This is a genomic window from Bradyrhizobium tunisiense (assembly GCF_042263385.1).
In the GTDB taxonomy this organism is placed as follows: domain Bacteria; phylum Pseudomonadota; class Alphaproteobacteria; order Rhizobiales; family Xanthobacteraceae; genus Bradyrhizobium; species Bradyrhizobium tunisiense.
Map to the genome: position 1 here is coordinate 630,330 of NZ_JBHLEV010000003.1, position 22,540 is coordinate 652,869.

The following is a 22,540-nucleotide window of genomic DNA, read 5'->3' on the forward strand; positions in this document are numbered from 1 at the left end:
GCGCAAGCTAGATAGTCGGCTGACGTCCTCGCCGCGTCCACGTCGCCCGCTCGGCGAAGACTTGGCTGACCTCCGCCATGTGCTCCGTGCCCCACGTGCAGAGCGGCACGAGAGCCTGGGCGAGGCTATGGCCCAACGGGGTGAGGCTATAGTCCACCCGCGGCGGCACCTCCTTGTAGTCGGTCCGCTTCACGAGACCGTCGGCTTCCAATTCCTTGAGTTGCTGGATCAGCATCTTGTCGCTGACGTCGCGCACGGCGCGCCGCAGTTCGCCGTAGCGGGTCGGGCCGTCCTGGGCGAGGAAGTACAGGATCAGCGGCTTCCACTTGCCGGCGATGACCCGCAAGGTCGCATCGAGGCCGCATGTGAAGCCGGGCAAGGTCGGCGTGCAACGCTGGACATCCGGTGGAGACTGCGTGGGCGGAAAGGCTGGATCTGACATTTTTGGGCACTTACCAAAAGGTGCATACTTGTCGATAAGTGGGTACGCCGCCAGCTCAGTGCAACCTCAGTGAAGGAGCACATCATGAGCAGACTACAAGGCAAGACGGCAGTGGTGACCGGCGGCGGAACCGGCATCGGACTGGGAGCAGCGAAACGGTTCATCGAGGAAGGCGCGTTCGTCTATCTCTTCGGGCGGCGCCAGGAGCCGCTCGACGCCGCGGTGGCGCAACTCGGGTCCTCGGCGCGCGCGATCAGGGGATCGGTCACAGACCTCTCCGATCTCGACCGGCTGTACGCGGCAGTGAAAGCCGAACGGGGAGGGCTCGACATTCTGTTCGCCAATGCCGGAACGGGGCTGTTTGCGCCGCTCGGCGAGATCACGGTCGAGCACTACGATCACATCTTCGACGTCAACGTGAAGGGGCTGGTGTTTTCGGTGCAGAAGGCGCTGCCGCTGATGAGGGAAGGCTCGTCGATCATCCTGACCGGTTCGAGCACGGGCGTGATGGGAACGCCGCAATTCAGCATCTACAGCGCGACCAAGGCCGCGATCCGCAATCTGGCACGAAGCTGGGCGCTGGATCTGCGCGGCACCGGCATCCGCGTCAACGTGCTGTCTCCGGGGCCGATCAAGACGGAGCTGGCGCTGGAGATCGTCGGCGAGGAGGCATTTGATGCGCTCGGAAGCACCACGCCCATCGGGCGTGTCGGCGATCCCTCGGAGACGGGGGCGGTGGCCGCGTTCCTGGCGTCCTCGGACAGCAGCTTCATGACCGGCGGCGAAGTGTTCGCCGATGGAGGCCTGGCGCAGGTCTGAGTGTTGAGCGTGAGGGCTTCGGTCATTCGATCGAAGCCCTCGATGCGCGACGCGATGAGGGGATGCGCTTAGATCCCCAGAATCTTCCTCGCGTTGGCCTTGAGCACCTTCGGCCGGATCTCGTCGCGGATGTCGATCTTGGCGAAATCCGACAGCCAGCGGTCCGGCGTGATCACCGGCCAGTCCGAGCCGAACAGCATCTTGTCCTGCAGAATCGAGTTGATGTAGCGCACCAGGATCGGCGGGAAGTACTTCGGCGACCAGCCCGACAGGTCGATGTAGACGTTGGGCTTGTGGGTCGCGACCGACAGCGCCTCCTCCTGCCAGGGGAAGGAAGGGTGGGCGAGGATGATCTTGAGGTCGGGGAAATCGGCCGCGACGTCGTCCATGTACATCGGGTTGGAATATTTCAGCCGCATCCCCATGCCGCCCGGCATGCCCGAGCCGACGCCGGTCTGGCCGGTGTGAAACAGCGCGATCGCGCCGCCATTGTTGATCTCTTCGTAGAGCGGATAGGCCATGCGGTCGTTGGCGTAGAAGCCCTGCATGGTCGGATGGAATTTGAAACCGCGCACGCCGTATTCCTCGATCAGCTTGCGCGCTTCGCGGACGCCGAGCTTGCCCTTGTGCGGGTCGATCGAGACGAAGGGGATGAGGACGTCGAGATGCTCGGAGGCGACCTCCAGCATCTCGTAATTGTTGTAGCGGCGGAAGCCGGTCTCGCGCTCGGCATCGACCGGGAAGATCACGGCGGCGATGTTCTTGGAGCGGTAATAGGCCGCGGTCTCCGGCACGGTCGGCGGATGCTTGTTCGGCGACTTGAAGTACTCCGCCATCTGCGCCTGGAAGTCGTCATAGCCGTCGTCGGCATGGCAGCCGCAGGGCTCCTCGGCATGGGTGTGGATGTCGATGGCGACGACTTTGTCGATATCAGGCAGCTTCAGCTTCGGCATGGGTGTCCTCCCGACGGGTTGCCGAATTGATTATATGATATAACGAATTTGGCAAGGTGTCCTTGAACGCCTTGAACCCCCGGGGATAAATCAGGCCGATCCGGCCCGTTCGACTGTGCATGGGGTTGTTTTCGCGAATTTGCCGGTTCGGAAGGCGGCAGTTAACATTGACAGCACCTGCCGCCATGCCTTAAGAACCGCCCCGTCCCGGGCGGTCGGTCCGCCAGCGGGAAAAATCTCATTTTGCCACATTCGCGCGTGCCGAAACGGTAGTGCCGAACACGGCCTTTCGAACGTTCAGGATTCTGCCATGAAGGTCCGTAACTCGCTGAAATCGCTGCGCGGTCGCCATCGCGCCAACCGCCTGGTCCGCCGCAAGGGCCGGGTCTATGTGATCAACAAGGTGCAGCGCCGTTTCAAGGCACGTCAGGGCTGATCTCGCCCTGCCGGACGCCCGCGCGCCCGCAAGACCACGATCTCACACGAGTTTGACGCCGCCCTGCTTTGCAAGGGCGGCTTTGCGCGTTTAGACTTCGGCCATGGCTTTGAGATTCCCGCATCCGCGCACCCTGTGTCTGGCACTTGTGCTGGGAAGTGTCGGCCTCGCTCCAGCTCTGGCGCAGCAGGTCGAGCCGCCCGGCAAGCAGAAGAAGCTTCCCGAGGCACCGGCCAAGCTGCCCAAGGTCGACCGCAGCAAGAATCTCGAGTTTCTGTTCGGCGCGCTGAAGGCGGCACCCGACGAAGCCAGCGCCAAGCATGTCGAAGCGCGGATCTGGGCAATCTGGATCCAGACACCGAGCGACACCGCGGCGTTGTTGATGGCGCGCGCCAAGACCGCGGTCGACGCCAAGAAGATCGAGGTCGCGATCAAGCTGCTGGATTCGGTCATCAAGCTCAGGCCCGACTACATCGAGGCCTGGAACCGGCGCGCCACGCTCTACTACATGCAGAACGACTATGGCCGTTCGCTGGCCGATATCCAGCAAGTGCTGGTCCGGGAGCCTCGCCATTTCGGCGCGCTCGCAGGCCTCGGCATGATCATGCAGGAGGTCGGCGACGAGAAGCGCGCGCTCGAGGCCTATCGCAAGGCACTCGCGGTCAACCCGCACCTCGAAAAGATCCCCGATCAGGTCAAGGCGTTGACCGAGAAGGTCGAAGGTCGCGACATCTAGCGGATAAGTTGATCATTGCCTGAATGATTGCGGCCGGCGCGGGTTAACCACGTTCGAAGGCGCGGCGTCTTGCGGACTATTGCCGATGCCGCCGCAGGCCTACCTGCAATGGCAGGAGCCAAAGCCATGAAGCGTTTGATCTTTGCAGGGTGCTTGCTGCTGGCGTCGGGGGCGTCGAGCTTCGCCGACGGACTGTTCTGGGTGGTCGGCAACCGCGCGACCGGAAAATGCAATATCGTGACCAGCAATCCGGTCATCATCGGCGACATCTGGTTCGGCGACGGTCCCTACAAGTCCAGGGCCGATGCCAAGCTTGCCCGTTCGACGATCCGCGCCTGTCCCGCGCCCACGCCCGATGAGGAAAAGGCCGAGGACGGCTCGAACTAGGCTGCGCTTAATGCAGGACGCTGCCGCCGCGCTCGACCAGGCCGCGATCGGCGGCGGCGGCGTAAGCCTTTGCAAGCTCCGTCTCGAGGTGCTCGTTGATCAGGAGCAGTGCCCGCACGGCGCCGCGCAGGTCGCCGTTGCAGCTTGCGACGATCTCGTCGATCGCGCTGTCGTTCGATCTGATGCTCATCGAAAAATCCTTCGGTTCAAACCAGGACAAATTCTGCCGGTCTTTCCCACATCCCCTGGGGCCTGCGAGGAGGATCGGCGCCCACCCGCGCCTAGATGGCGGAACCGACCATGGCGATTATATGGAAGCCGCGATGACGGCTGCATGAAGCTGTTCCGAGGCTTGCGTGTCGTCTGAGAATATTGTTGATTCCATTGAGTTTTTACGTTCCTCAATTATGCACATATCCACAGCCCCGGCGCTTTTGGTGGACGCATGGAAAGCCGGTGGATCGAAACTGCCGCCGATCGGACCCGTAACTCCCCTGTGCCCAGGCTCTCCCGGATTCTCTCCATGATCGTAATGTCAGTCGTGGCGGCGCTGGTTCTGCTGGCGCTGGTCACGCAGGCCGGAATCGTGGCGGTGCAGCGGGCCTTTCCGCCGCAAGGCAGGATGGTCGAGGTCGACGGGGCGACGCTTCACGTCGTCGATATCGGTCCGCGCGATGCAGGCCTGCCGATCGTGATGCTGCACGGCGCAAGCTCCAATCTCGAAGCGATGCGGCGCCCGCTCGGCGATCTCCTCGCCAAAGACCATCGCGTCATCCTGGTCGACCGTCCCGGCCACGGCTGGAGCACGCGCGCGCGGCGTCAGGATTCCACCCCGCAGGTCCAGGCGCGGATGATCGACGATGCGCTTCACAAGCTCGGGATCGAGCGTGCGATCTTCGTCGTGCATTCCTGGAGCGGCGCGCTCGGTGCGCGGATTGCGCTCGATCATCCCGGCCGCGTCGCGGGCCTCGTCATGCTTGCGCCCGTCACCCATCCCTGGCGCGGCGGCGTCGGCCGATACAACGAGATCATTGCAACGCCGGTGATCGGTCCGCTGCTCGCCTACACCGTCACGCTGCCGCTCGGCTATTTCGTTGCCGAAGCCGGCGCGCGCAACGTGTTCCTGCCGCAGACGATGCCGGACGGTTTCGTGAAGGATTCCGCAACACCGCTGCTGCTGCGTCCGCGCGAATTCATCGCCAATGCCTATGATCTGGTGACGCTGAAGGAAGCGGTCGCCGCGCAGGCTCCGCGCTACGGCGAGATCAGAGCCCCGGTCACGGTCATCGCCGGCGAGCCCGACAAGACGGTCAGGACCAACATCCACGCCCGCCCGTTCGCGGCCACGGTGCCGAATGCGAAGCTGATCGTGCTGCCCGATCTCGGCCACATGGTGCAGAACGCGGTGCCGGATCGCGTCAAAGCGGAGATCGAGACGATGATCGGAAAAATCGCCCCGGCACAGGCGGCCGCCGATTAGAGCGTCTTCGAACTCTCTTGGGGTGGGCAAAGGCGCACTTGCGCTGTGCCCACGATCTTTCGACGACGGCAAAAGACGTGGCACTTTGCCTGTGTCGCCCGCAGTCAATCCTCTTCCGCGAAAATATTCCACTTTACCGAAATTCGGTTTCGGCGTATGTGTCGTGCATCCCGGCTCACTCAAGAGGGGCGATCATGAGGTCGTCATTTTCGCGAGCCGGGTCTGCGGTGGACGCGGCAGCGTCGGGCGCGAGAGGTGCGGGCAGGGAGGGTAGTCCCCGGTGAGCCCGTGGCCGCGCGCGGACGAACGGCGCTGCTAGGTTCGTCTCGTCTGCAAGTTTTCGGCTTCGTCGACAGGGCCGGGAAAACTGCGGGCGAAATGGCGGGCCGTGCGTACGGCAAAACCGTGTGGTCCTGGCCGTCGTTGCTACGGTCAAGCTCTTGCGGAGGCGGCATCTGCGTCAACCGGCGCGGGTACCGGTGAATTCCGCGAGGACGAGGGAGGCCAAAGGAAAGTTCGGCTCCCGGGAGAGCACGGCATAAGCCGTCCGACCACCGCGCAGGGAAGGCCGAGTGATCGGCACCACCTGTATGCTGCTGTGCGGTTCTTCCTGCGTGTGCATTTCGCGCAGCGGACCGCGGGTGCGTTGTCGGCACCCGGCCTTCCCTGCGCCCTCTTGGATTAGAGGGTGGAGTGACGAAGCAAAGCTCGGGCGAAACAAGCCGCGAGGACGAGAAGCGATGTCTGCAAGCGAGATGTAACGGGAAGAGCCATGCCCTTGCGTCATACTCCGTCATTGCGAGCGCAGCGAAGCAATCCAGAAGCTCTCCGCGGAGAGGTTCTGGATTGCTTCGTCGCAAGAGCTCCTCGCAATGACGTGGAGAGAGTGAGACTATGCGTCACAAAAAATGCCGCAGCTTCGATCCTGATCCGATCAGAACCGAAGCTGCCGCGGCTACCTTGTGCAGGCTTACTGCTTGACCTTCCCGTCCTTGTCGTATTGGGCAATGAAGGCCCAGAGATTGTTGATCTCGGTCTCGTTCTTGATGCCGGCGAACGCCATCTTGGTGCCGGGGATCTTGGCCTTGGGGTCCTTGATGTATTCCTTGAACACGGCCTCGTCCCAAGTGATGCCGGAATTCTTGTTCGCATCCGAATAATTGTAGCCCTCGGTGGTGCCCGACTTGCGGCCGTTGAGACCGTTGAGCTCGGGACCGACCTTGTTCTTGGCGCCTTCGCCGATCGCGTGGCAGGCCAGGCATTTGTTGAACGATGTCTTGCCGGCCGCGACATCCTGCGCCATCGCGGCGGGTGCGGTGGCGATGAGGGTGAGGATCGTCAGCGCGCCGTAAGTCAGTTTTGTCATAAGTGTGCTCTTCGTCTCTTCCCGGGTCAGATGGAGGGTCGTGGTTTTGGCAGGTCCGATGTAAGTGGACAAGCCGCGAAACTTTGACAGGTTTCATGATAGCCGACTTGTCCCAGAGAGAACTTGCGCTGCAACAAAGCAATGCGACCTTCGGAGGACCTACCCAAAGACGGCAAGACATGATTGATTTGCCGAGACAATTCCATCCGTCGGACGAAGGCTTCTCAAAATGGCCATCATGATGCCAGCAAGCGACCAGGCTGTTTTGGCGCGTCGCAGCGAAATCGTCGCCGCCTTGCGCGCAATCGTGCCCGGCGAGGGCGTGATCGATACGCCTGCCGAGATGCGGGCCTACGAATCCGACGGCCTGACCGCCTATCGGCAGCCGCCGATGGTCGTGGTGCTGCCTGATACCACCGAGCAGGTCTCGCTGATCCTGAAATATTGTGCAGGACAGAACATCAAGGTGGTGCCGCGCGGCTCCGGCACCTCGCTGTCAGGCGGGGCGCTGCCGCTCGAAGACGGCGTGCTGCTCGGGCTCGGCAAGTTCAAGCGCATCCGTGAGATCGATTTCGACAACCGCGTCGTCGTCACCGAGCCCGGCGTCACCAATCTGGCGATCAGCCAGGCGGTCGCCCATGCCGGCTTTTATTATGCGCCCGATCCGTCCTCCCAGATCGCCTGCTCGATCGGCGGTAATGTCGCGGAGAATTCCGGCGGCGTGCACTGCCTGAAATACGGCATGACCACCAACAACGTGCTCGGCTGCGAGATCGTGCTGATGAGCGGCGAAATCCTGCGTATTGGCGGCAAGGGGTGCGAGAACGCCGGCTACGATTTGATGGGCGTCATTACGGGCTCGGAAGGTCTGCTCGGCGTCATCACCGAGGTCACGGTCCGCATCCTGCAAAAGCCGGAGACGGCGCGCGCGCTGATGGTCGGCTTTGCGCAAGTCGAGGCGGCCGGCGAATGCGTGGCGCGCATCATCGGTGCCGGCATCATTCCCGGCGGCATGGAGATGATGGACAAGCCGGCGATCCACGCCGCCGAGGCCTTCGTCCATGCCGGCTATCCGCTCGACGTCGAAGCGCTCCTCATCATCGAGCTCGACGGTCCCAAGATCGAGGTCGACGAACTGATCACGCGAGTCGAGAGCATCTCCAATGCCTGTGGCTCGACCACCTGCCAAATCTCCAATTCCGAGGCCGAGCGCAACCTGTTCTGGGCCGGCCGCAAGGCTGCGTTCCCGGCGGTGGGCCGCATCTCGCCCGACTATCTCTGCATGGACGGCACGATTCCCCGCGGCGCGCTGCCGAAGGCGCTCGCGCGCATCCGCCAGCTCGGCGAAAAATACCAGCTTGGCTGCGCCAATGTGTTCCATGCCGGCGACGGCAATCTGCACCCGCTGATCCTCTACGATGCCAACAAGCCGGGCGAGATCGAGCGCGCCGAAGCCTTCGGCGCCGACATCCTGCGCGCCTGCGTCGAGTTCGGCGGCGTGCTCACCGGCGAGCACGGCGTCGGCATCGAGAAGCGCGATCTGATGCCGGAGATGTTCACCGAGATCGATCTCAACCAGCAGCAACGCCTCAAATGCGCCTTCGACGCGCAGGGCCTGCTCAACCCCGGAAAGGTGTTCCCGACCCTGCATCGCTGCGCCGAGCTGGGTCGCATGCATGTGCATGCGGGCAAGCTGGCGTTTCCGGATTTGCCGCGGTTCTAGCGTCAACGCCAGATTTGCTTTCCGCTCTAAACTTGGATACCGGCTCAGTCGTGGATACGCTTAAGGTCAGAGACGCCAAAGACGTCGAAGAGGTGGTGCGCGCGGCGATTGCCAATGAGCAGCCGATCGAGATCATCGGTCATGGTTCCAAGCGCGGCATCGGCCATGCGATGGCGACCAATGCCGTGCTCGACGTCTCCGCGCTCAATGCGGTCACCTCCTACGAGCCGAACGAGCTGATCGTCACGCTCCAGGCAGGTGCGCCGCTAGACGACGTGCTGTCGCTGATCGACGCAAAGAACCAGCAATTCGCCTTCGAACCTGTCAACACCGCCCCGCTGCTCGGCACGCCCGTATCAGGCACCATCGGCGGCATGATCGCGGCGGGGCTCGCCGGCCCGCGGCGCATCAAGGCGGGCGGCGCGCGCGATCACCTGCTCGGGGCGCATGCCGTCTCCGGTTTCGGCGACAGCTTCAAGACCGGCGGCAAGGTGGTGAAGAACGTCACCGGCTACGACCTCTGCAAGCTGCTCGCAGGGTCCTGGGGCACGCTGTCCGTCATGACCGAGGTCACGCTGAAGGTGATGCCCAAGCCCGAGGCCGAGCGGACGCTGCTGCTGCGCGGGTTGGATGATGCCGTCGCCAACAAGGCCATGACCGCGGCGCTCGGTTCGCCCTTCGACGTCTCGGGTGCCGCGCATCTGCCGAAATCGATGCTCCGGGCCAAGACCGAGGGGCTTGGCGATCTCGGAGGGGAGGGCGAGGCGCTGACCATGCTGCGGCTCGAGGGCATCACGGCTTCCGCCGCCCACCGCGCCGGATCGCTGCGCGAATTGCTGGCGCCGTTCGGCACCGCGACGCTGGTCGAGGACATGGCATCCGCGGCACTGTGGGCGGCGATCCGCGACGTGCTGCCGTTCGCGGCCGGCGGCACGCTCGGCGCCTGGCCGGTCTGGCGCATCGTCTGCCCGCCGGCCTCGGGCGCCATACTCGGCGCGCAATTGGCGCGCGAGACGGGGGGCGATGTGATCTACGATTGGGGCGGCGGTCTGATCTGGGCGGCGCTGCCGCCGAAGCCGGACGCGCATGCTCCGGCCGTACGCGCGCATGCGAACGCTGTCGGAGGGCACGCCACGCTGATCCGGGCGGCCGAGGATGTCAGGCGGGAAGTCGACATCTTCCATCCGCAAGCACCGGGGCTTGCTGCGCTGAGCGAGCGGGTGCGCGCCAGTTTCGATCCAAAGACCATTCTCAACCGGGGACGCTTGCGGCGGAGCGTTGGGGCATGAAGACCGAATTCTCACTGGCGCAACTCGCCGACCCCGATATCGCGGAAGCCGACAAGATCCTGCGCGCCTGCGTTCATTGCGGCTTCTGCACCGCCACCTGTCCGACCTATGTGCTGCTCGGCGACGAGCTCGATAGCCCGCGCGGCCGCATCTACCTGATCAAGGAGATGCTGGAGAAAGACCAGGCGCCGACGGCCGAGGTGGTCAAGCATGTCGACCGCTGCCTGTCGTGCCTGGCCTGCATGACGACCTGCCCCTCCGGGGTGAACTACATGCATCTCGTCGACCAGGCCCGGGTCAGGATCGAGCAGCGCTATCAGCGGCCGCTCACCGAGCGGCTGCTGCGCCAGGTGCTGGCCTTCGTGCTGCCGGATCCCCAGCGTTTTCGCGCGAGTATGGTGCTGGCCCGGCTCGCCCGTCCGCTTGCCGTGTTCCTGCCGACGCCTCGTCCCTCGGCCACGCCCGGCCTGATCGCGCGCCTCAAGGCGATGCTGGCGCTGGCTCCAGACCGGCTGCCGGCGCCGGGCCCTGCCGGCGGCAGCGTGTTCGCGGCGCTCGGCAAGAAGCGCGGCCGCGTTGCGCTGCTGCAAGGCTGCGCCCAGCAAGTGCTGGCGCCGCGCATCAACCAGGCTGCCATCAGTCTTCTCACCCGCCACGGCATCGAGGTTGTCCTGGTCCGGGACGAGCAGTGCTGCGGCGCGCTGACCCATCACCTCGGCAACGACCAGGATGCATTGGCGCGGGCCCGGGCCAATATCGCGGCGTGGCGGAGCGAAGCGGCCGGCGAGGGGCTCGACGCCATCCTCGTGACCGCGTCCGGTTGCGGCACGGTGATCAAGGACTATGGCTATCTCCTGCGCGAGGATGCTGCGTTCGCGGCCGACGCGGCGAAGGTGTCTGCGCTCGCCAAGGACATCACCGAATACATCGCCGGACTCGGACTCGAACCGACCGCGCGGCAGGACAACATCGTCGTTGCCTATCACTCAGCATGTTCGTTGCAGCATGGGCAGAAAATCACGAGCCTTCCGAAAGAATTGCTTTCCAAGAATGGATTCGTGGTGAAAGATGTGCCGGAGAGCCATTTGTGTTGCGGTTCGGCGGGGACCTACAACATTCTCCAGCCCGAGCTTGCGGGCCGGTTGCGCGATCGCAAGGTCGCCAACATCGCGAGCGTCAAGCCGGACATGATTGCCGCGGGCAATATCGGCTGCATGGTGCAGATTGCCAGTGGCACGTCAGTTCCGGTCGTACACACGATTGAGCTTCTCGATTGGGCTACGGGCGGGTCGCGGCCGGCATTGAACGCGCAAGTTTGAGCTTTCAAAGGCTTTGGCTTTCGTCCGGAGGTGACGGCTGAAATCGCCCGATCGACCATTGTTTGGCGGCAACAGGAGGACCACGATGGCGAAAGCGAAAAAGAAGAAAAGCAAGAAGGCCAAAAAGGCGAAGAAGGCTGTAGCGGCGAAGAAATCCGCCAAGAAGGCAGCCAAGAAGTCCGCGAAGAAGTCCGCGAAAAAATCGGCCAGGACGTCGGCCAAGAAAGCTACGAAAAAGGCAGCCCCGAAGAAGGCCGCCAAGAAGGCGGTGAAGGCCACGGCCAAGAAGGCTGCGCCGAAGAAGGCCGCGAAGAAGGCGGCACCGAGGAAGGCGAAGGCAGCTCCCGCGCCGAAGCCGTCAGCGCCGGCGGCAAGTCCGGCTCCCGAGCCGGCGGCCGAGACGAGTTGGGCGATGCCTTCGTCTTCTGCGGAAGCGGCGCCGGCCGAGGGGCAAAACTAGGTCCTATCCAGCGACCGCGATCGACAACAGGAAGGCCGCTGCGGTGACGCTGCGGCCTTTTTGCATCGGCCAAGTACCCGCCGGAAGCCGCCTCTTTCCCGCGCCTGTCCGATTCGTAGCCCGGCTGCCACGTGACCCGCCTTGCCCGTACTTGCACGGTCCCTTCGTGCAGTTTGGAATGCAAATAATGTGATCGAGAAGACACACAGGCTGATAACCTTTCGTGGAAACGTCAAAACGCCTAAAAAGTCGGCAGATGCCCGCGCTTTTTGCTTCACGGATCGTGGCCTCCAATCCAGATTGTCGCAGTAACGCAATTTTGCACACAGGTCGTTCGCCCCGGGGGGCTTCCGGGATCCGACTAGTAAGAATTTGGCGATGGGGATCGAAATGAAAAAAGTGGCTTTGTTGGCAACGGCGCTGGCAATGGTGACGACGGGTTCGGCTTTCGCGGCAGACATGCGGGTCAAAGCGCTGAAGGCCCCGCCGCCGCCGGCGTTCGATCCCTGGGATATCGCCTTCGGCGGCGCGATCATGAGCAACTACGTCTTCCGTGGTATCACTCAGTCGAACAACAAGCCGTCGGTCGCCGCCTATTTCGAGCCGCGCTACAACGTCACCAAGGACCTCCAGCTCTATATCGGCGTGGCCGGCGAGAGCATCTCCTTCCCGAACCGCGCCGCTGCCGAAATCGACGTCTACGGCGGTATCCGCCCGACCTTCGGCGCGTTCGCCTTCGACATCGGCGTCTGGGGTTACCTGTATCCGGGTGGGACCTGCTACTACGGTGCGCCTGCCATCGACTTCGCCGGCAACTTCCAGGGCGCCGAGTGCGCCGAGAAGGCCCTGTTGAACACCAACGTCATCAAGCGGGACCTGAGCTTTTTCGAAGTCTACGGCAAGTTCACCTACACGGTGAACGACAACTGGTCGTTCGGTGTCACCGAATACTACACCCCGAGCTTCCTGAACTCGGGCGCCTGGGGCAACTACACCTCGATCGTGGGCAAGTATACCGCGCCCAGCACGGTGTTCGGCTCGAGCGGCGTCGGCATGTACGTGTCGGGTGAGTTCGGCCGTCAGTGGCTCGGCACCTCCGACAGCTTCTATGGTACGGCGGCTTTCCCGAACGGCATCAACTACGCCGATTACAACACCTGGAACGTCGGCATCGGCTTCACCTACAAGGTGATGACGCTGGACCTGCGCTACTCGGACACCGATCTGTCGAAGGGCGACTGCAACGCCTTCACCAGCGATTATTCGGCGCGCGGCAACCTCACCGCTTCGACCGGCACGTTCCTGACGCCCATCAATCCCTCGGGCGTCGGCTCCAGCTGGTGCGGCGCTGCCGGTATTGCCAAGCTGTCGTTCGACCTGACGGCGATGAGCAACCTGAAGTAAGTTTCTTCCGGAAACCATCTACGAGGGCGGCAGAGCAATCTGCCGCCCTTTTTGCTTTGGGGCTGGTGCCTGGCGCGACGCGAGGCCGAAATGCGAAGGGCTACGAGGCTTTGCCGAGGACGTGGATCTCGCCGTCCTCCACCAACGCCACCTTGCGGGTATGGAAAGCGTCCAGCGTCGAGCGGTGGCCGATCGAGACGATGGTGGCCTGTGGCAGCTTCTCCGTCAGCAGCCGATAGAGCCGATCCTCGGACGGCTCGTCCAGCGAAGCCGTCGCCTCGTCCAGGAAGAGATAGTCGGGCACGTGCAGCAGCGCGCGGGCAAGACCAAGGCGTTGCTGTTCGCCGAGCGACAATGTCCTGTTCCAGTGACCGTCCTCGTCGAGCCGGTCTGCCAGCCGCTTCATGCCGACCGCGACCAGGGCGTCGCGGATCTGCTCGGGCGGGAAGGTGCCGTGCTCGGCAGGGTAGATCACGGCGTCGCCCAGCGGGCCGATCGGGAAATACGGCCGCTGCGGCAGCATCATCAGCCTGGACTTCTCGGGAACGGTGATCGTGCCGGTGCCGAACGGCCAGACCCCGGCGATGGCGCGGAATAGTGTGGACTTGCCGGAGCCCGACGCGCCGGTGACCAGCACCCGCTCCGACGGCTGGATCGTGAAGCCGGCGGCTGCGACCAGAGGGGTGCCGTTCGGTAGCTTGACGAGGAGCCGCTCGAGCGCGATGGCCGTGCCCTTCGAGGGCGCGACTTCGATGGTCGGCTCCCGGGTCGCGCCGCGGGCGGCTGAGCTGACCGACATCTCGAAGCCGTCGAGGCGGGCGATCACCGCGCGCCACTCGGCGAGCGAACGATAGGCGGTGACGAAGAAGGACAGCGCATCCTGAACGCTTCCGAACGCCGAGCCGGTCTGCATCATGTCGCCGAGCTGGATGCGCTTGGCGAAGTAGGCAGGCGCGACCACCACATAGGGAAAGAGCGTTGCGGCCTGACCGTAGCTTGCCGTGAACGCGGTCAGGCGCTTGGTCCGGCTCATGATCTCGTACCAATTGCCGATGACGAAGCCGAAGCGCCGCAGCAGCCGCCCTCGCTCCGCGTCCTCGCCCTTCAAGAGCGCGATCTGCTCGGAATTCTCGCGCACGCGGATGAGGTTGAAGCGGAAATCCGCCTCGAAGCGCTGTTGCTCGAAATTCAGGTTGACGAGCGGGGCGCCGATCCAGTGCGTCAGGGCAGTGCCCGCGATCGCGTAGGCCACCGCGCACCAGACCAGAAAACCGGGGACGATGATGTCGGTGCCGTAAATGTACAAGGGCGCCTTGTAGGACAGACCCCAGAGGATGACGATGAACGAGGCCAGCGTCACGATCGAGGACAGAAGGCCGAGGCCGATGCTCAGCGTCTGTTCGACGAAGGTCTTGACGTCCTCGGTGATACGCTGGTCCGGATTGTCGGCGGCGTCGCCCTTGAGCTGCATGCGGTAATGCGTGGCGCCGTCGAGCCATTCGCCGAGATAATGTTGCGTCAGCCATTGCCGCCAGCGGATCTGGAGCCACTGGTTCAGGTAGAGCTTGTAGACAGCCAGCGCGACGAAGGTGAAGGCGAGGCCAAGAAAGATCCAGACCTCCCTGACGAACTCGGGCAGATCGTAGGCCTGCAGCGCGCTGTAGAAGCGGTTCTGCCACTGATTGAGGAGCACATTGATCGCGACCAGCACCAGCTCCATGGCAATGACGACGGCGAGCAAGCCGCGGCCGGCCCATTTGTCCTCCGACCAGAAATAGGGAGCGGCGATTCGCCAGACGATCGCGAGCGTGGCGCTGATGTTCTTCACAGAGCAGGGTCTCCTAGGGGGATGTGCACAACCACCCGGAGCCAAGGACTTGAGGCCATGGCGGAAATGGGCGCGCTCAGACTAAAGTCGCAAGTTTCTGCAATTTGCGTTGGCTTGCCGCAGCTTGCAACCCTAGCATGGGGCTCCACGGCGCGGGGCAGGCGGCTCCGGGATTTCGCGAGCTTGTGAGTGGACGGGAACCGCTGCATTCGCGAGGAATTCATATCCATCCGGGGGTTATCGCTTCGAGCATCAAGCAGGTTCGGCCGTCCACGCGGGCCGACTGCCATAACATGCGTGGGGAGAAGACTATGTGGAATCAAATCTATGATCCGTTGCACAGCCCGGTGTTGTCGACGATTGCGGCGGCGGTGCCGGTCGTCACGCTGCTGGTCCTGATCGCGAGCGGACGCGTCCAGGCCCATATCGCCGCGGTCATCGCCGTGATCGTGACCAACCTGATCACGATCTTCGTCTTCACCATGCCGGCGAACATGTCGATCCGCGCTTCGGTGCTTGGCATCGTGACCGGCTTCTTCCCCATCGGCTGGATCGTGCTCAACGTCATTTTCCTCTACCAGGTAACGGTGAGAACCGGCCGCTTTGAATTGCTCAAGCGGGCGGTCGGCGGCGTCACCGAGGACCGGCGGCTGCAATTGCTGCTGATCGCGTTCTCGTTCGGCGCGTTCTTCGAGGGCGCTTCCGGCTTCGGCACGCCGGTCGCGATCACCGGCGCCGTGCTGATCGGCCTCGGCTTCTCGCCGCTCGCGGCATCCGGCCTGTCGCTGATCGCCAACACCGCGCCGGTTGCCTATGGGGCGCTGGGCACGCCGATCCAGGGGCTATCCTCGGTCACGGGGCTCGATCCCTACATTCTCGGCGCGATGGTCGGCCGGCAATTGCCGCTCTTCTCACTGATCGTGCCGTTCTGGGTGGTATGGGCATTCGCGGGCTGGAAGGGTATGAAGGATGTCTGGCCGGCGATCCTCGTCACCGGCCTGTCGTTCGCGATCCCGCAATTCGTGATCTCCAACTTCATCAATCCCTGGATCGTCGACATCGGTGCGTCGCTGATCTCGATGGGGGCGCTGATCCTGTTCCTGAAGGTCTGGCAGCCCAGGCAGCTCTGGCTGTCGCCGGCGTTGCGCGGCAATGATGAATCGGCCGCCACCATGACGGCGGCAAAGCCGCTCGACAAGACGCCGCTGACGCAGAACGAGCTGTTCAGCGCGCTGCTGCCGTGGATCATCGTCTGCATCGTGATGCTGATCTGGGGCAACGGCACCTTCAAAGGCTGGGCGAATTCGATCTTCGTCTGGAACTATCCCATTCCCGAGCTGCATCAGATGATCAACAAGATGCCGCCGGTTGCGCCAGGGCCGACCAAGGAGAGCGCGGTGTTCGCTTTCACTTACCTGTCCTTCACCGGCACGGGCATGCTGATCGCGGCGATCATCTCCGGCTTCCTGATGGGTGTCGGTCCTGGCAAGCTCGCGATCGAGTACGGCCGCACCATCCGGCTGTGCGCGATCTCGCTGATCACGATCTCGGCGATGCTCGCGATCGGCACGCTGACGCGGCTGTCCGGCGTCGACGCGACGCTTGGCCTCGCCTTCGCGGCCACCGGCGTGCTCTATCCCTTCTTCGGCACGCTGCTCGGCTGGCTCGGTGTTGCGCTGACGGGATCCGACACTGCCTCCAACGTGCTGTTCGGAAACCTGCAGAAGATCACCTCCGAGCAGCTCGGCCTGTCGCCGATCCTGATGGCCGCGGCGAATTCGTCCGGCGGCGTCATGGGCAAGATGATCGATGCGCAGTCGATCGTGGTCGCTTCTACGGCCACCAACTGGTACGGCCATGAAGGCACGATTCTTCGCTTCGTGTTCTGGCACTCGATCGTGCTGGCCTGTCTCGTCGGCCTGTTCGTGACGTTGCAGGCCTATGTATGGCCGTTCACGGCGATGGTGCTGAAGTAGCAGGTCGCGCCAGGCTTCGACGCAAATCCCCGCGAGGCTCGCCTCCGCGGGGATTTTGCATCTACGGCTGCAGCGGGAGAACCTTCTCAAGGACGCCGCCGTCTTATAGAAGGTGCGGCAAATCAGGTCGGACGAGAGGTCTCATGGTTTCGCTCAAGCGATTGGTGTGTGCGGCAGTTGCAGTACTCGCGATGTCCACGCTCGCGGGAGCGCAGGAGGGATTCCCCTTCGGCACGGAGATGACGCTGGAAGCGCTGCCGCAAGCAGGCTCGAAGCGGATTCCGAACATCGAGATCGGCGACCATGGCGAAGTCGTGCTGGAGCTCTGGTGCAAGGGCGGCAAGGGCCAGTTCTCGGTCGCCGGCAACACCGTGATCTTCGTCCCCGGTCAGATCCAGGACCGTTCATGCCCGCCGGCAAGGGCGCAGGCCGACGACGAGCTCGTCGCTGCGCTCTCCAGTGTCGAGACCTGGAAGCGCCAGGGCGACGTGCTGACGCTGATCGGCCCGAAGTCGCTGCGCTTTCGCACAACGGGGAATTAGGCCCCTCGAAAGTTGCTCTTGTGTCCCGGACAAGGCGCATCGCGCTGCGTCCGGGGCACGATTGATCAGCGGGTCACTTCCACACCGACTTGTCGGCATCCCAGCGCTGACCCCTGAGCTCCCTGGTGAGCGCTTCGAACGAACCGTTGTCGTCGGGCTGCTCGCCTTCCTCGTCGATCGAGGCGTCGTCGGAGAGATTGAGCTTGGCGCCGCTGCTCTCGTCGGCGGTGGTCGTCGCGGGGCTGCCGATCCAGAGCATGAGCTTGTCGGTCGTGCCCGGCTTGTCGGGCGAGACGAGCCCCGCGACCTCGATCGTGTCGGTCAGCTCGAGCGCCGGAAAATCCTGGTTCGGCCGCTTGAAGACCAGCTTCAGCTTGCCCGTGGCGGGATTGAAGTTCTGCGAGACCGGCTTTGCGGCGAGTGTTCGGCTCAAGACGTTCGAGACCGCGGCTGCGAGCTTGTTGCGGTTGATCTTGTCGCCTTCGCGCCAGTCGGCCGCGGGAAAGCGGATGGTGCGGTCCATCTCGGTCATGCCCGCGGTCCAGCCTGCGGCGGTGACGCCCGGCATCGCCTTGAATTTCGCCAGCAGCGCGCTGGCGCGCTCGGGATCGACCGACATGTTGATGGTCTGCTCGCCTGCGCGCAGCGCGTCGCAGCCGACACTGAGGCTGGCCAGCGTCACCTCGATCTCCTGGCCCTTCAGGCTCTTCAGGAAGTCGGTCGCCGCATCGAGCTTGACCTTGACCGCGATGGCCTCCGGCGAGACGTCGGTGAAATCCTTCGGCTGCGGCGTGATGCCGTCGTCGGAGGTCTGGTTGTCCTGAAATTCCTTCTCGCTGAGGTCGGAATTATCGGGCGAGGTCACCTCGGTCACCACCTGGCCGATGCTGATCTGGCCGCGGAACTCGACGCTGTCCCCGCTCTGCTTTCGCAGCAGCTTGACGCTGACCGGAGCCTTCTCGCCGGTGCTCTGCGTGGTACCGGTCAGCGTCTGGCCCGCGACCTGGAGATTGACGACGAAGCGGTCCTTGCGGTCGGAGTTCTTCGCGACGGGATAGCAGACGTCCAGCACCGCCGCCGTGACCGTCTTGCCCTGGCGCGTTTCCTTGAGGATCACGTCGGCATTGCCGTCCATCAGCCCGTCGATCGAGGTAAAATAGCGCGTCTCCACGCCGCCGGGCGCCGCGGCCTTGGGTGACAGCTTCATCTGCGCGGATGCGGGTTGGGGCGAAGCGACGAGCAGCGCCGCCAAAAGGGCTGTCGGACAAACCAGAAGCGCGCGCATCGCGGAAATCCCTGATCAAGAATCGGCGCGCCACCGTAGTGGGTTTTCGCCATCGGTTGAATCGGAAAGCTGAAGGCAGAGTCTGCAAAAAAGAAGGCCGCCCGGAGGCGGCCTTCGCAACATTGTAATGAATGGATCGGCTCAGAAGCCGCCCATGCCGCCGCCGGCGGGCATGGCGGGCGGAGCTTCCTTCTTCGGGGTCTCGGCGACCATGGCCTCGGTGGTGACCAGCAGGCCGGCCACGGAGGAGGCGTCCTGCAGCGCGGTGCGCACCACCTTGGCGGGATCGATGATGCCCTTCGCGACCATGTCGACATAGTCCTCGTTCTGGGCGTCGAAGCCGAAGGTCTCGGACTTGTTCTCCAGGATCTTGCCGACGACGATCGAGCCTTCCACGCCGGCATTCTCTGCGATCTGGCGGATCGGGGCTTCAAGCGCCTTCAGCACGATGTTGATGCCGGCCTGGACGTCGGCATTGGCGTTGGTGAGACGGCCCACGGCCTTCTTGGCGCGGAGCAGCGCGACGCCGCCGCCGGGGACGATGCCTTCCTGCACCGCGGCGCGGGTGGCGTTGAGGGCGTCCTCGACGCGGTCCTTCTTCTCCTTGACCTCGATCTCGGTCGCGCCGCCGACGCGGATCACCGCGACGCCGCCCGCGAGCTTGGCGAGGCGCTCCTGGAGCTTCTCACGGTCGTAGTCCGAGGTGGTTTCCTCGATCTGGGCCTTGATCTGGCCGACGCGGGCCTCGATCTCCGGCTTCTTGCCGGCACCCTTGACGATCGTGGTGTTCTCCTTGTCGATCACGACCTTGCCGGCTCGGCCCAGCATCTTCACCGTGACGTTCTCCAGCTTCATGCCGAGGTCTTCGGAAATGAGCTGGCCGCCGGTCAGGATCGCGAGGTCCTCGAGCATGGCCTTGCGGCGATCGCCGAAGCCCGGCGCCTTCACCGCGGCGACCTTGAGGCCGCCGCGCAGACGGTTGACGACCAGGGTGGCCAGCGCCTCGCCCTCGACGTCCTCCGCGATGATGACGAGCGGCTTGCCCGACTGCACCACCGCTTCCAGCACCGGCAGCATGGCCTGCAGGCCCGAGAGCTTCTTCTCGTGCAGGAGGATGTAGGCGTCCTCGAGCTCGGCCGTCATCTTCTCGGGATTGGTAACGAAATAGGGGCTGAGATAGCCGCGGTCGAACTTCATGCCCTCGACGATGTCGACTTCGGTGTCGAGCGACTTGTTCTCTTCGACGGTGATGACACCCTCGTTGCCGACCTTCTGCATCGCCTGGGCGATCATCTTGCCGATGAAGGCATCGCCATTGGCGGAGATGGTGCCGACCTGGGCGACCTCGGAGGAGGCGGCGACGGGCTTGGCGCGCTTCTCGATGTCCTTGATGACGGCCGCCACCGCGCTGTCGATGCCGCGCTTGAGGTCCATCGGGTTCATGCCGGCGGCAACCGCCTTGGCGCCTTCGCGCACGATGGCCTGGGCCAGCACGGTCGCGGTGGTGGTGCCGTCGCCGGCCAGGTCGTTGGTCTTGGAGGCGACCTCACGCACCATCTGGGCGCCCATGTTCTCGAACTTGTCCTCGAGCTCGATCTCCTTGGCGACGGTGACGCCGTCCTTGGTGATGCGGGGCGCGCCGAACGACTTCTCGATGACGACGTTGCGGCCCTTCGGGCCGAGCGTCACCTTGACGGCATTGGCGAGAATGTCGACGCCGCGCAGCATGCGTTCGCGCGCGTCTCCGGAAAACTTGACGTCTTTGGCAGCCATGTCTGCAATCCCTCGTGTTTCGTGCTGTGTCTTGTTTTGTGCTGTACGGCGGAATGATGGATGCCCGGATCGCGTGATCCGGGCATCACATTCAGCGGCTGTTCAGGCGGATGGCCTTAGGCCAGAACGCCCATGATGTCCGACTCCTTCATGATCAGGAGGTCTTCGTTGTCGATCTTGACCTCGGTGCCCGACCACTTGCCGAACAGCACGCGGTCGCCGACCTTGAGGTCGATCGGGGTCAGCTTGCCGGCTTCGTCCCGGCCGCCGGGGCCGACGGCGACGACCTCGCCCTGGGACGGCTTTTCCTTGGCGGTGTCCGGAATGATGATGCCGCCCTTGGTCTTTTCCTCGGCGTCGATACGTTTGACCACGACACGGTCATGCAGCGGACGAAATTTGGATTTAGCCATGACGTTTCCCTTTGGAGGCTCGCTTCGGAAGTAGTGGAAGTGGGTGGGGCGGCGCTTCCGTCCATCCCCTATCCCGAGAATCGAACGGCGCGCTTAGCAATCGGGCTTTCCGAGTGCTAATAGTACGCCCGGAAATATGGCTTGGCCGCGATCCTGTCAAGCAAAGGTGGTTAAGCGATTGGTGAGGCGGATATAGGATGGTGGCATTGGAAACGTGTTCGGGGCGCCGGCGTGTCAAAGGACGTCATTGCTCCGGCAGCGGTTTTGCGCTTGGCTGCGGGAGGGGTGCGGCCATGGTTTTGTTCGGGGGAATGCCATGATCAGTTCGGCTCACGCGCGCACGGTTGCCAATCTGGCGGCCGCCTCTTGTCTGGCGCTGCTGCTGGGCGCTTGCGGCGGCGGCTTCAGCCTGCCGTCTCTGACGTCGTCCGCGCCGCCGCCCGAAGCCGAGCCGGGAGTAGCTCCGGAAATGCCCGCGACCATTCGCGCCGACGAGATCGTGGGCCGCTGGGGTCTGGCCTCGTTCCAGAACCCGGCCGACCGCGCCCGCACCGAGGCTGCCGCCCGGGCCCAGTGCAAGAATCCCTATGTGATCACCGCCGGCTCCTCCGGCGGCGTGATCATGCATCTGGCCGATCAGGCAACGCCCCAGGAGCTGCGGCTGAAGGGGTCGCCGAGCGGCAAGAACTACATCGGACCAGCGGGCCCGACCCCCGGCGACCAGGACCGCGAGATCATCTCCTTCGACGGCCGGGTCCTGATCACCCGCTTCATCGACAAGGACGCCGCCACCCGCTACGGCAACATGGTCTACGTCCGCTGCGCGCCGAGGGCGTAGCGAGGTCCCGGCCTAACCGTTCGTCATTGCGAGCGTAGCGAAGCAATCCAGACTGCTTCCGCGGAGGCAGCCTGGATTGCTTCGTCGCTTCGCTCCTCGCAATGACGGCAAACAAAAAACGCCGGCCTCTCGGCCGGCGTTTTGTTTTCCGTCTGTCGCGTCCGCTCAGTCGAACAGCGCGTCGATGTCGTCCTGCGAGGCATGGCCGACGTCGCCGGCGAGCTTCGGACCGTTGAGAAGCTTCTCGTCCTCGCTGCGGTTGTCGACATGCGCATGCGCAGGCACGTGGGACTTGATCGCGTCGACGCCGCCCCAGATCTCCATCATCGCATTGATGTGCTGCTCGATGAACTTCATCGTGGTCATGACCTTGCTGATGCGCTGGCCGGTCAGGTCCTGGAAGTTGCAGGCCTCGAAGATCGAGATCACGCGTTCCTGGATGTCGTCGGCGAGCCGCTTCTGCTGGTCGACCGAGTCCACCTTGGACATTGCGCTGGCGGCCTGGTCGATCGATTCCGCGGCTTCGAGGATCTGCTGGGTCGCGTGCTCGGTGCCGCCGACGACCGCGCCGAGTTCGCCGTTGACCTTGGCCATCTCGCCGCCGTCAAAGCTCTTGCCGTGCAGCGTGGCGATCTCGCGCTTGGTGCGGTCGATCGCGTCATGGATGAGGTCGAGCTCGACCTTCAGCTTCTCGCACTGCTCGATCTGGGCCCGATAGGTTTCGAGCATGGTGCGAGCCTCGGAGAGCTCGTGGGCGGTGGAGGCGTCGATTGCCGCCATGGCCGCGCTGCCCGATAGCGGCGCGCTGCCCTTCGCCATCTGTGCGCGGATCGCACGTAGCTCGGCCATGATCTCGCTATGCATCGGCATTGCCTCTTCGGTTACGTCCAAAATCGGCATCTCGCCACCAGCGATATCCTCGACGCGAAAACGTTTGCGGTGAACAGCCATCAGGAAACTCCCCCCACCTCACTCACGCGACTTTGTAGTCAGAAGCGATTTAACACGAAGTTCACAGCAGGAACTGTTGTGCGGCGTCGCGCGACCCCTCGCAAAGAAGCGATTAACCAT

Annotated in this window: 22 protein-coding genes; 13 read left to right on the forward strand and 9 right to left on the reverse strand. The window is 63.8% G+C overall.

Going from position 1 to position 22,540, the window contains the following annotated elements:
* Positions 1-7: 7 nt before the first annotated feature.
* A complete protein-coding gene (locus tag ACFDR6_RS16240) occupies positions 8-442 on the reverse strand; it encodes a winged helix-turn-helix transcriptional regulator (RefSeq protein ID WP_375847584.1) in 435 nt (144 codons plus the stop codon).
* A gap of 84 nt (positions 443-526) precedes the next feature.
* On the opposite strand from ACFDR6_RS16240, the gene ACFDR6_RS16245 reads away from it, so the two are divergent.
* The gene (locus tag ACFDR6_RS16245) at positions 527-1,261 is read left to right on the forward strand and encodes an SDR family NAD(P)-dependent oxidoreductase (RefSeq protein WP_212080111.1); all 735 of its coding nucleotides are present in this window, start codon (positions 527-529) and stop codon (positions 1,259-1,261) included.
* A 68-nt stretch (positions 1,262-1,329) separates the two neighbouring features.
* Here ACFDR6_RS16245 and ACFDR6_RS16250 read toward each other — a convergent pair whose 3' ends face one another.
* On the reverse strand, positions 1,330-2,214 hold the full coding sequence (locus ACFDR6_RS16250; protein ID WP_212080114.1) for an amidohydrolase family protein: 885 nt from the start codon (positions 2,212-2,214) through the stop codon (positions 1,330-1,332).
* A gap of 310 nt (positions 2,215-2,524) precedes the next feature.
* On the opposite strand from ACFDR6_RS16250, the gene ykgO reads away from it, so the two are divergent.
* The 3 genes from ykgO to ACFDR6_RS16265 all read left to right on the forward strand — a co-directional run bounded on the left by ykgO (position 2,525) and on the right by ACFDR6_RS16265 (position 3,773).
* A complete protein-coding gene (gene ykgO, locus ACFDR6_RS16255; protein ID WP_006611362.1) occupies positions 2,525-2,650 on the forward strand; it encodes a type B 50S ribosomal protein L36 in 126 nt (41 codons plus the stop codon).
* A gap of 103 nt (positions 2,651-2,753) precedes the next feature.
* A complete protein-coding gene (locus ACFDR6_RS16260) occupies positions 2,754-3,386 on the forward strand; it encodes a tetratricopeptide repeat protein (RefSeq protein ID WP_212080116.1) in 633 nt (210 codons plus the stop codon).
* A 126-nt stretch (positions 3,387-3,512) separates the two neighbouring features.
* Complete coding sequence (locus ACFDR6_RS16265; RefSeq protein ID WP_212080118.1) at positions 3,513-3,773, forward strand: hypothetical protein; 261 nt, start codon at positions 3,513-3,515, stop codon at positions 3,771-3,773.
* Between the two features lie 7 nt (positions 3,774-3,780).
* On the opposite strand, the gene ACFDR6_RS16270 is transcribed toward ACFDR6_RS16265, so the two are convergent.
* Complete coding sequence (locus tag ACFDR6_RS16270) at positions 3,781-3,963, reverse strand: hypothetical protein (RefSeq protein ID WP_212080120.1); 183 nt, start codon at positions 3,961-3,963, stop codon at positions 3,781-3,783.
* 333 nt (positions 3,964-4,296) lie between these two features.
* On the opposite strand from ACFDR6_RS16270, the gene ACFDR6_RS16275 reads away from it, so the two are divergent.
* Positions 4,297-5,253 (forward strand): alpha/beta fold hydrolase, encoded by a 957-nt coding sequence (locus ACFDR6_RS16275; protein ID WP_375858860.1) that lies wholly within the window; start codon positions 4,297-4,299, stop codon positions 5,251-5,253.
* Positions 5,254-6,223: 970 nt separating this feature from the next.
* On the opposite strand, the gene cycA is transcribed toward ACFDR6_RS16275, so the two are convergent.
* Entirely contained in the window at positions 6,224-6,619 is a 396-nt protein-coding gene (gene cycA, locus ACFDR6_RS16280; protein ID WP_212080124.1) for a cytochrome c-550 CycA, read from the reverse strand.
* 229 nt (positions 6,620-6,848) lie between these two features.
* Between cycA and ACFDR6_RS16285 the strand changes: the two genes are divergently transcribed.
* The 5 genes from ACFDR6_RS16285 to ACFDR6_RS16305 all read left to right on the forward strand — a co-directional run bounded on the left by ACFDR6_RS16285 (position 6,849) and on the right by ACFDR6_RS16305 (position 12,814).
* Positions 6,849-8,342 carry an FAD-linked oxidase C-terminal domain-containing protein gene (locus tag ACFDR6_RS16285; RefSeq protein ID WP_375858861.1) on the forward strand — a complete coding sequence of 498 codons (1,494 nt, stop codon included), beginning with the start codon at positions 6,849-6,851 and terminating at the stop codon, positions 8,340-8,342.
* 50 nt (positions 8,343-8,392) lie between these two features.
* Positions 8,393-9,631, forward strand: coding sequence for an FAD-binding protein (locus ACFDR6_RS16290; protein WP_212080129.1), 1,239 nt, complete (start codon positions 8,393-8,395; stop codon positions 9,629-9,631).
* Positions 9,628-10,950 carry a glycolate oxidase subunit GlcF gene (gene glcF, locus ACFDR6_RS16295; RefSeq protein ID WP_317242303.1) on the forward strand — a complete coding sequence of 441 codons (1,323 nt, stop codon included), beginning with the start codon at positions 9,628-9,630 and terminating at the stop codon, positions 10,948-10,950. The genes ACFDR6_RS16290 and glcF overlap by 4 nt, the downstream gene beginning before the upstream one ends.
* Before the next feature lie 85 nt (positions 10,951-11,035).
* Positions 11,036-11,410 carry a histone gene (locus ACFDR6_RS16300; protein ID WP_249152866.1) on the forward strand — a complete coding sequence of 125 codons (375 nt, stop codon included), beginning with the start codon at positions 11,036-11,038 and terminating at the stop codon, positions 11,408-11,410.
* 390 nt (positions 11,411-11,800) lie between these two features.
* Positions 11,801-12,814 (forward strand): TorF family putative porin, encoded by a 1,014-nt coding sequence (locus tag ACFDR6_RS16305; RefSeq protein WP_212080133.1) that lies wholly within the window; start codon positions 11,801-11,803, stop codon positions 12,812-12,814.
* Positions 12,815-12,914: 100 nt separating this feature from the next.
* Here ACFDR6_RS16305 and ACFDR6_RS16310 read toward each other — a convergent pair whose 3' ends face one another.
* The gene (locus tag ACFDR6_RS16310) at positions 12,915-14,642 is read right to left on the reverse strand and encodes an ABC transporter ATP-binding protein/permease (protein WP_375858862.1); all 1,728 of its coding nucleotides are present in this window, start codon (positions 14,640-14,642) and stop codon (positions 12,915-12,917) included.
* A 311-nt stretch (positions 14,643-14,953) separates the two neighbouring features.
* On the opposite strand from ACFDR6_RS16310, the gene ACFDR6_RS16315 reads away from it, so the two are divergent.
* Together ACFDR6_RS16315 and ACFDR6_RS16320 are read left to right on the forward strand one after the other, a co-directional pair.
* Positions 14,954-16,618, forward strand: coding sequence for an L-lactate permease (locus ACFDR6_RS16315; protein ID WP_375858863.1), 1,665 nt, complete (start codon positions 14,954-14,956; stop codon positions 16,616-16,618).
* A gap of 143 nt (positions 16,619-16,761) precedes the next feature.
* Positions 16,762-17,160, forward strand: coding sequence for an META domain-containing protein (locus tag ACFDR6_RS16320; RefSeq protein WP_375858864.1), 399 nt, complete (start codon positions 16,762-16,764; stop codon positions 17,158-17,160).
* Between the two features lie 73 nt (positions 17,161-17,233).
* Here the strand turns inward: ACFDR6_RS16320 and ACFDR6_RS16325 are convergent, their stop codons facing one another.
* From ACFDR6_RS16325 to ACFDR6_RS16335, 3 genes are all read right to left on the reverse strand, one after another.
* Positions 17,234-18,445, reverse strand: coding sequence for a hypothetical protein (locus ACFDR6_RS16325; RefSeq protein ID WP_375858865.1), 1,212 nt, complete (start codon positions 18,443-18,445; stop codon positions 17,234-17,236).
* Positions 18,446-18,586: 141 nt separating this feature from the next.
* Positions 18,587-20,218, reverse strand: a complete 1,632-nt coding sequence (gene groL, locus ACFDR6_RS16330; protein ID WP_212080140.1) for a chaperonin GroEL — start codon at positions 20,216-20,218, stop codon at positions 18,587-18,589.
* A gap of 116 nt (positions 20,219-20,334) precedes the next feature.
* Positions 20,335-20,631 carry a co-chaperone GroES gene (locus ACFDR6_RS16335; RefSeq protein ID WP_212080141.1) on the reverse strand — a complete coding sequence of 99 codons (297 nt, stop codon included), beginning with the start codon at positions 20,629-20,631 and terminating at the stop codon, positions 20,335-20,337.
* A 316-nt stretch (positions 20,632-20,947) separates the two neighbouring features.
* On the opposite strand from ACFDR6_RS16335, the gene ACFDR6_RS16340 reads away from it, so the two are divergent.
* Entirely contained in the window at positions 20,948-21,469 is a 522-nt protein-coding gene (locus tag ACFDR6_RS16340; protein ID WP_212080142.1) for a hypothetical protein, read from the forward strand.
* Positions 21,470-21,634: 165 nt separating this feature from the next.
* Here the strand turns inward: ACFDR6_RS16340 and ACFDR6_RS16345 are convergent, their stop codons facing one another.
* On the reverse strand, positions 21,635-22,420 hold the full coding sequence (locus tag ACFDR6_RS16345) for a protein phosphatase CheZ (protein WP_212080143.1): 786 nt from the start codon (positions 22,418-22,420) through the stop codon (positions 21,635-21,637).
* Between the last annotated feature and the right edge of the window lie 120 nt (positions 22,421-22,540).

Coding starts and splice junctions, on each gene's coding strand:
- ACFDR6_RS16240 (WP_375847584.1), bottom strand. CDS start 442: ATGTCAGATCCAGCCTTTCCGCCCACGCAGTCTCCACCGGATGTCCAG.
- ACFDR6_RS16245 (WP_212080111.1), top strand. CDS start 527: ATGAGCAGACTACAAGGCAAGACGGCAGTGGTGACCGGCGGCGGAACC.
- ACFDR6_RS16250 (WP_212080114.1), bottom strand. CDS start 2,214: ATGCCGAAGCTGAAGCTGCCTGATATCGACAAAGTCGTCGCCATCGAC.
- ykgO (WP_006611362.1), top strand. CDS start 2,525: ATGAAGGTCCGTAACTCGCTGAAATCGCTGCGCGGTCGCCATCGCGCC.
- ACFDR6_RS16260 (WP_212080116.1), top strand. CDS start 2,754: ATGGCTTTGAGATTCCCGCATCCGCGCACCCTGTGTCTGGCACTTGTG.
- ACFDR6_RS16265 (WP_212080118.1), top strand. CDS start 3,513: ATGAAGCGTTTGATCTTTGCAGGGTGCTTGCTGCTGGCGTCGGGGGCG.
- ACFDR6_RS16270 (WP_212080120.1), bottom strand. CDS start 3,963: ATGAGCATCAGATCGAACGACAGCGCGATCGACGAGATCGTCGCAAGC.
- ACFDR6_RS16275 (WP_375858860.1), top strand. CDS start 4,297: ATGATCGTAATGTCAGTCGTGGCGGCGCTGGTTCTGCTGGCGCTGGTC.
- cycA (WP_212080124.1), bottom strand. CDS start 6,619: ATGACAAAACTGACTTACGGCGCGCTGACGATCCTCACCCTCATCGCC.
- ACFDR6_RS16285 (WP_375858861.1), top strand. CDS start 6,849: ATGGCCATCATGATGCCAGCAAGCGACCAGGCTGTTTTGGCGCGTCGC.
- glcF (WP_317242303.1), top strand. CDS start 9,628: ATGAAGACCGAATTCTCACTGGCGCAACTCGCCGACCCCGATATCGCG.
- ACFDR6_RS16300 (WP_249152866.1), top strand. CDS start 11,036: ATGGCGAAAGCGAAAAAGAAGAAAAGCAAGAAGGCCAAAAAGGCGAAG.
- ACFDR6_RS16305 (WP_212080133.1), top strand. CDS start 11,801: ATGAAAAAAGTGGCTTTGTTGGCAACGGCGCTGGCAATGGTGACGACG.
- ACFDR6_RS16315 (WP_375858863.1), top strand. CDS start 14,954: ATGTGGAATCAAATCTATGATCCGTTGCACAGCCCGGTGTTGTCGACG.
- ACFDR6_RS16320 (WP_375858864.1), top strand. CDS start 16,762: ATGGTTTCGCTCAAGCGATTGGTGTGTGCGGCAGTTGCAGTACTCGCG.
- ACFDR6_RS16325 (WP_375858865.1), bottom strand. CDS start 18,445: ATGCGCGCGCTTCTGGTTTGTCCGACAGCCCTTTTGGCGGCGCTGCTC.
- groL (WP_212080140.1), bottom strand. CDS start 20,218: ATGGCTGCCAAAGACGTCAAGTTTTCCGGAGACGCGCGCGAACGCATG.
- ACFDR6_RS16335 (WP_212080141.1), bottom strand. CDS start 20,631: ATGGCTAAATCCAAATTTCGTCCGCTGCATGACCGTGTCGTGGTCAAA.
- ACFDR6_RS16340 (WP_212080142.1), top strand. CDS start 20,948: ATGATCAGTTCGGCTCACGCGCGCACGGTTGCCAATCTGGCGGCCGCC.
- ACFDR6_RS16345 (WP_212080143.1), bottom strand. CDS start 22,420: ATGGCTGTTCACCGCAAACGTTTTCGCGTCGAGGATATCGCTGGTGGC.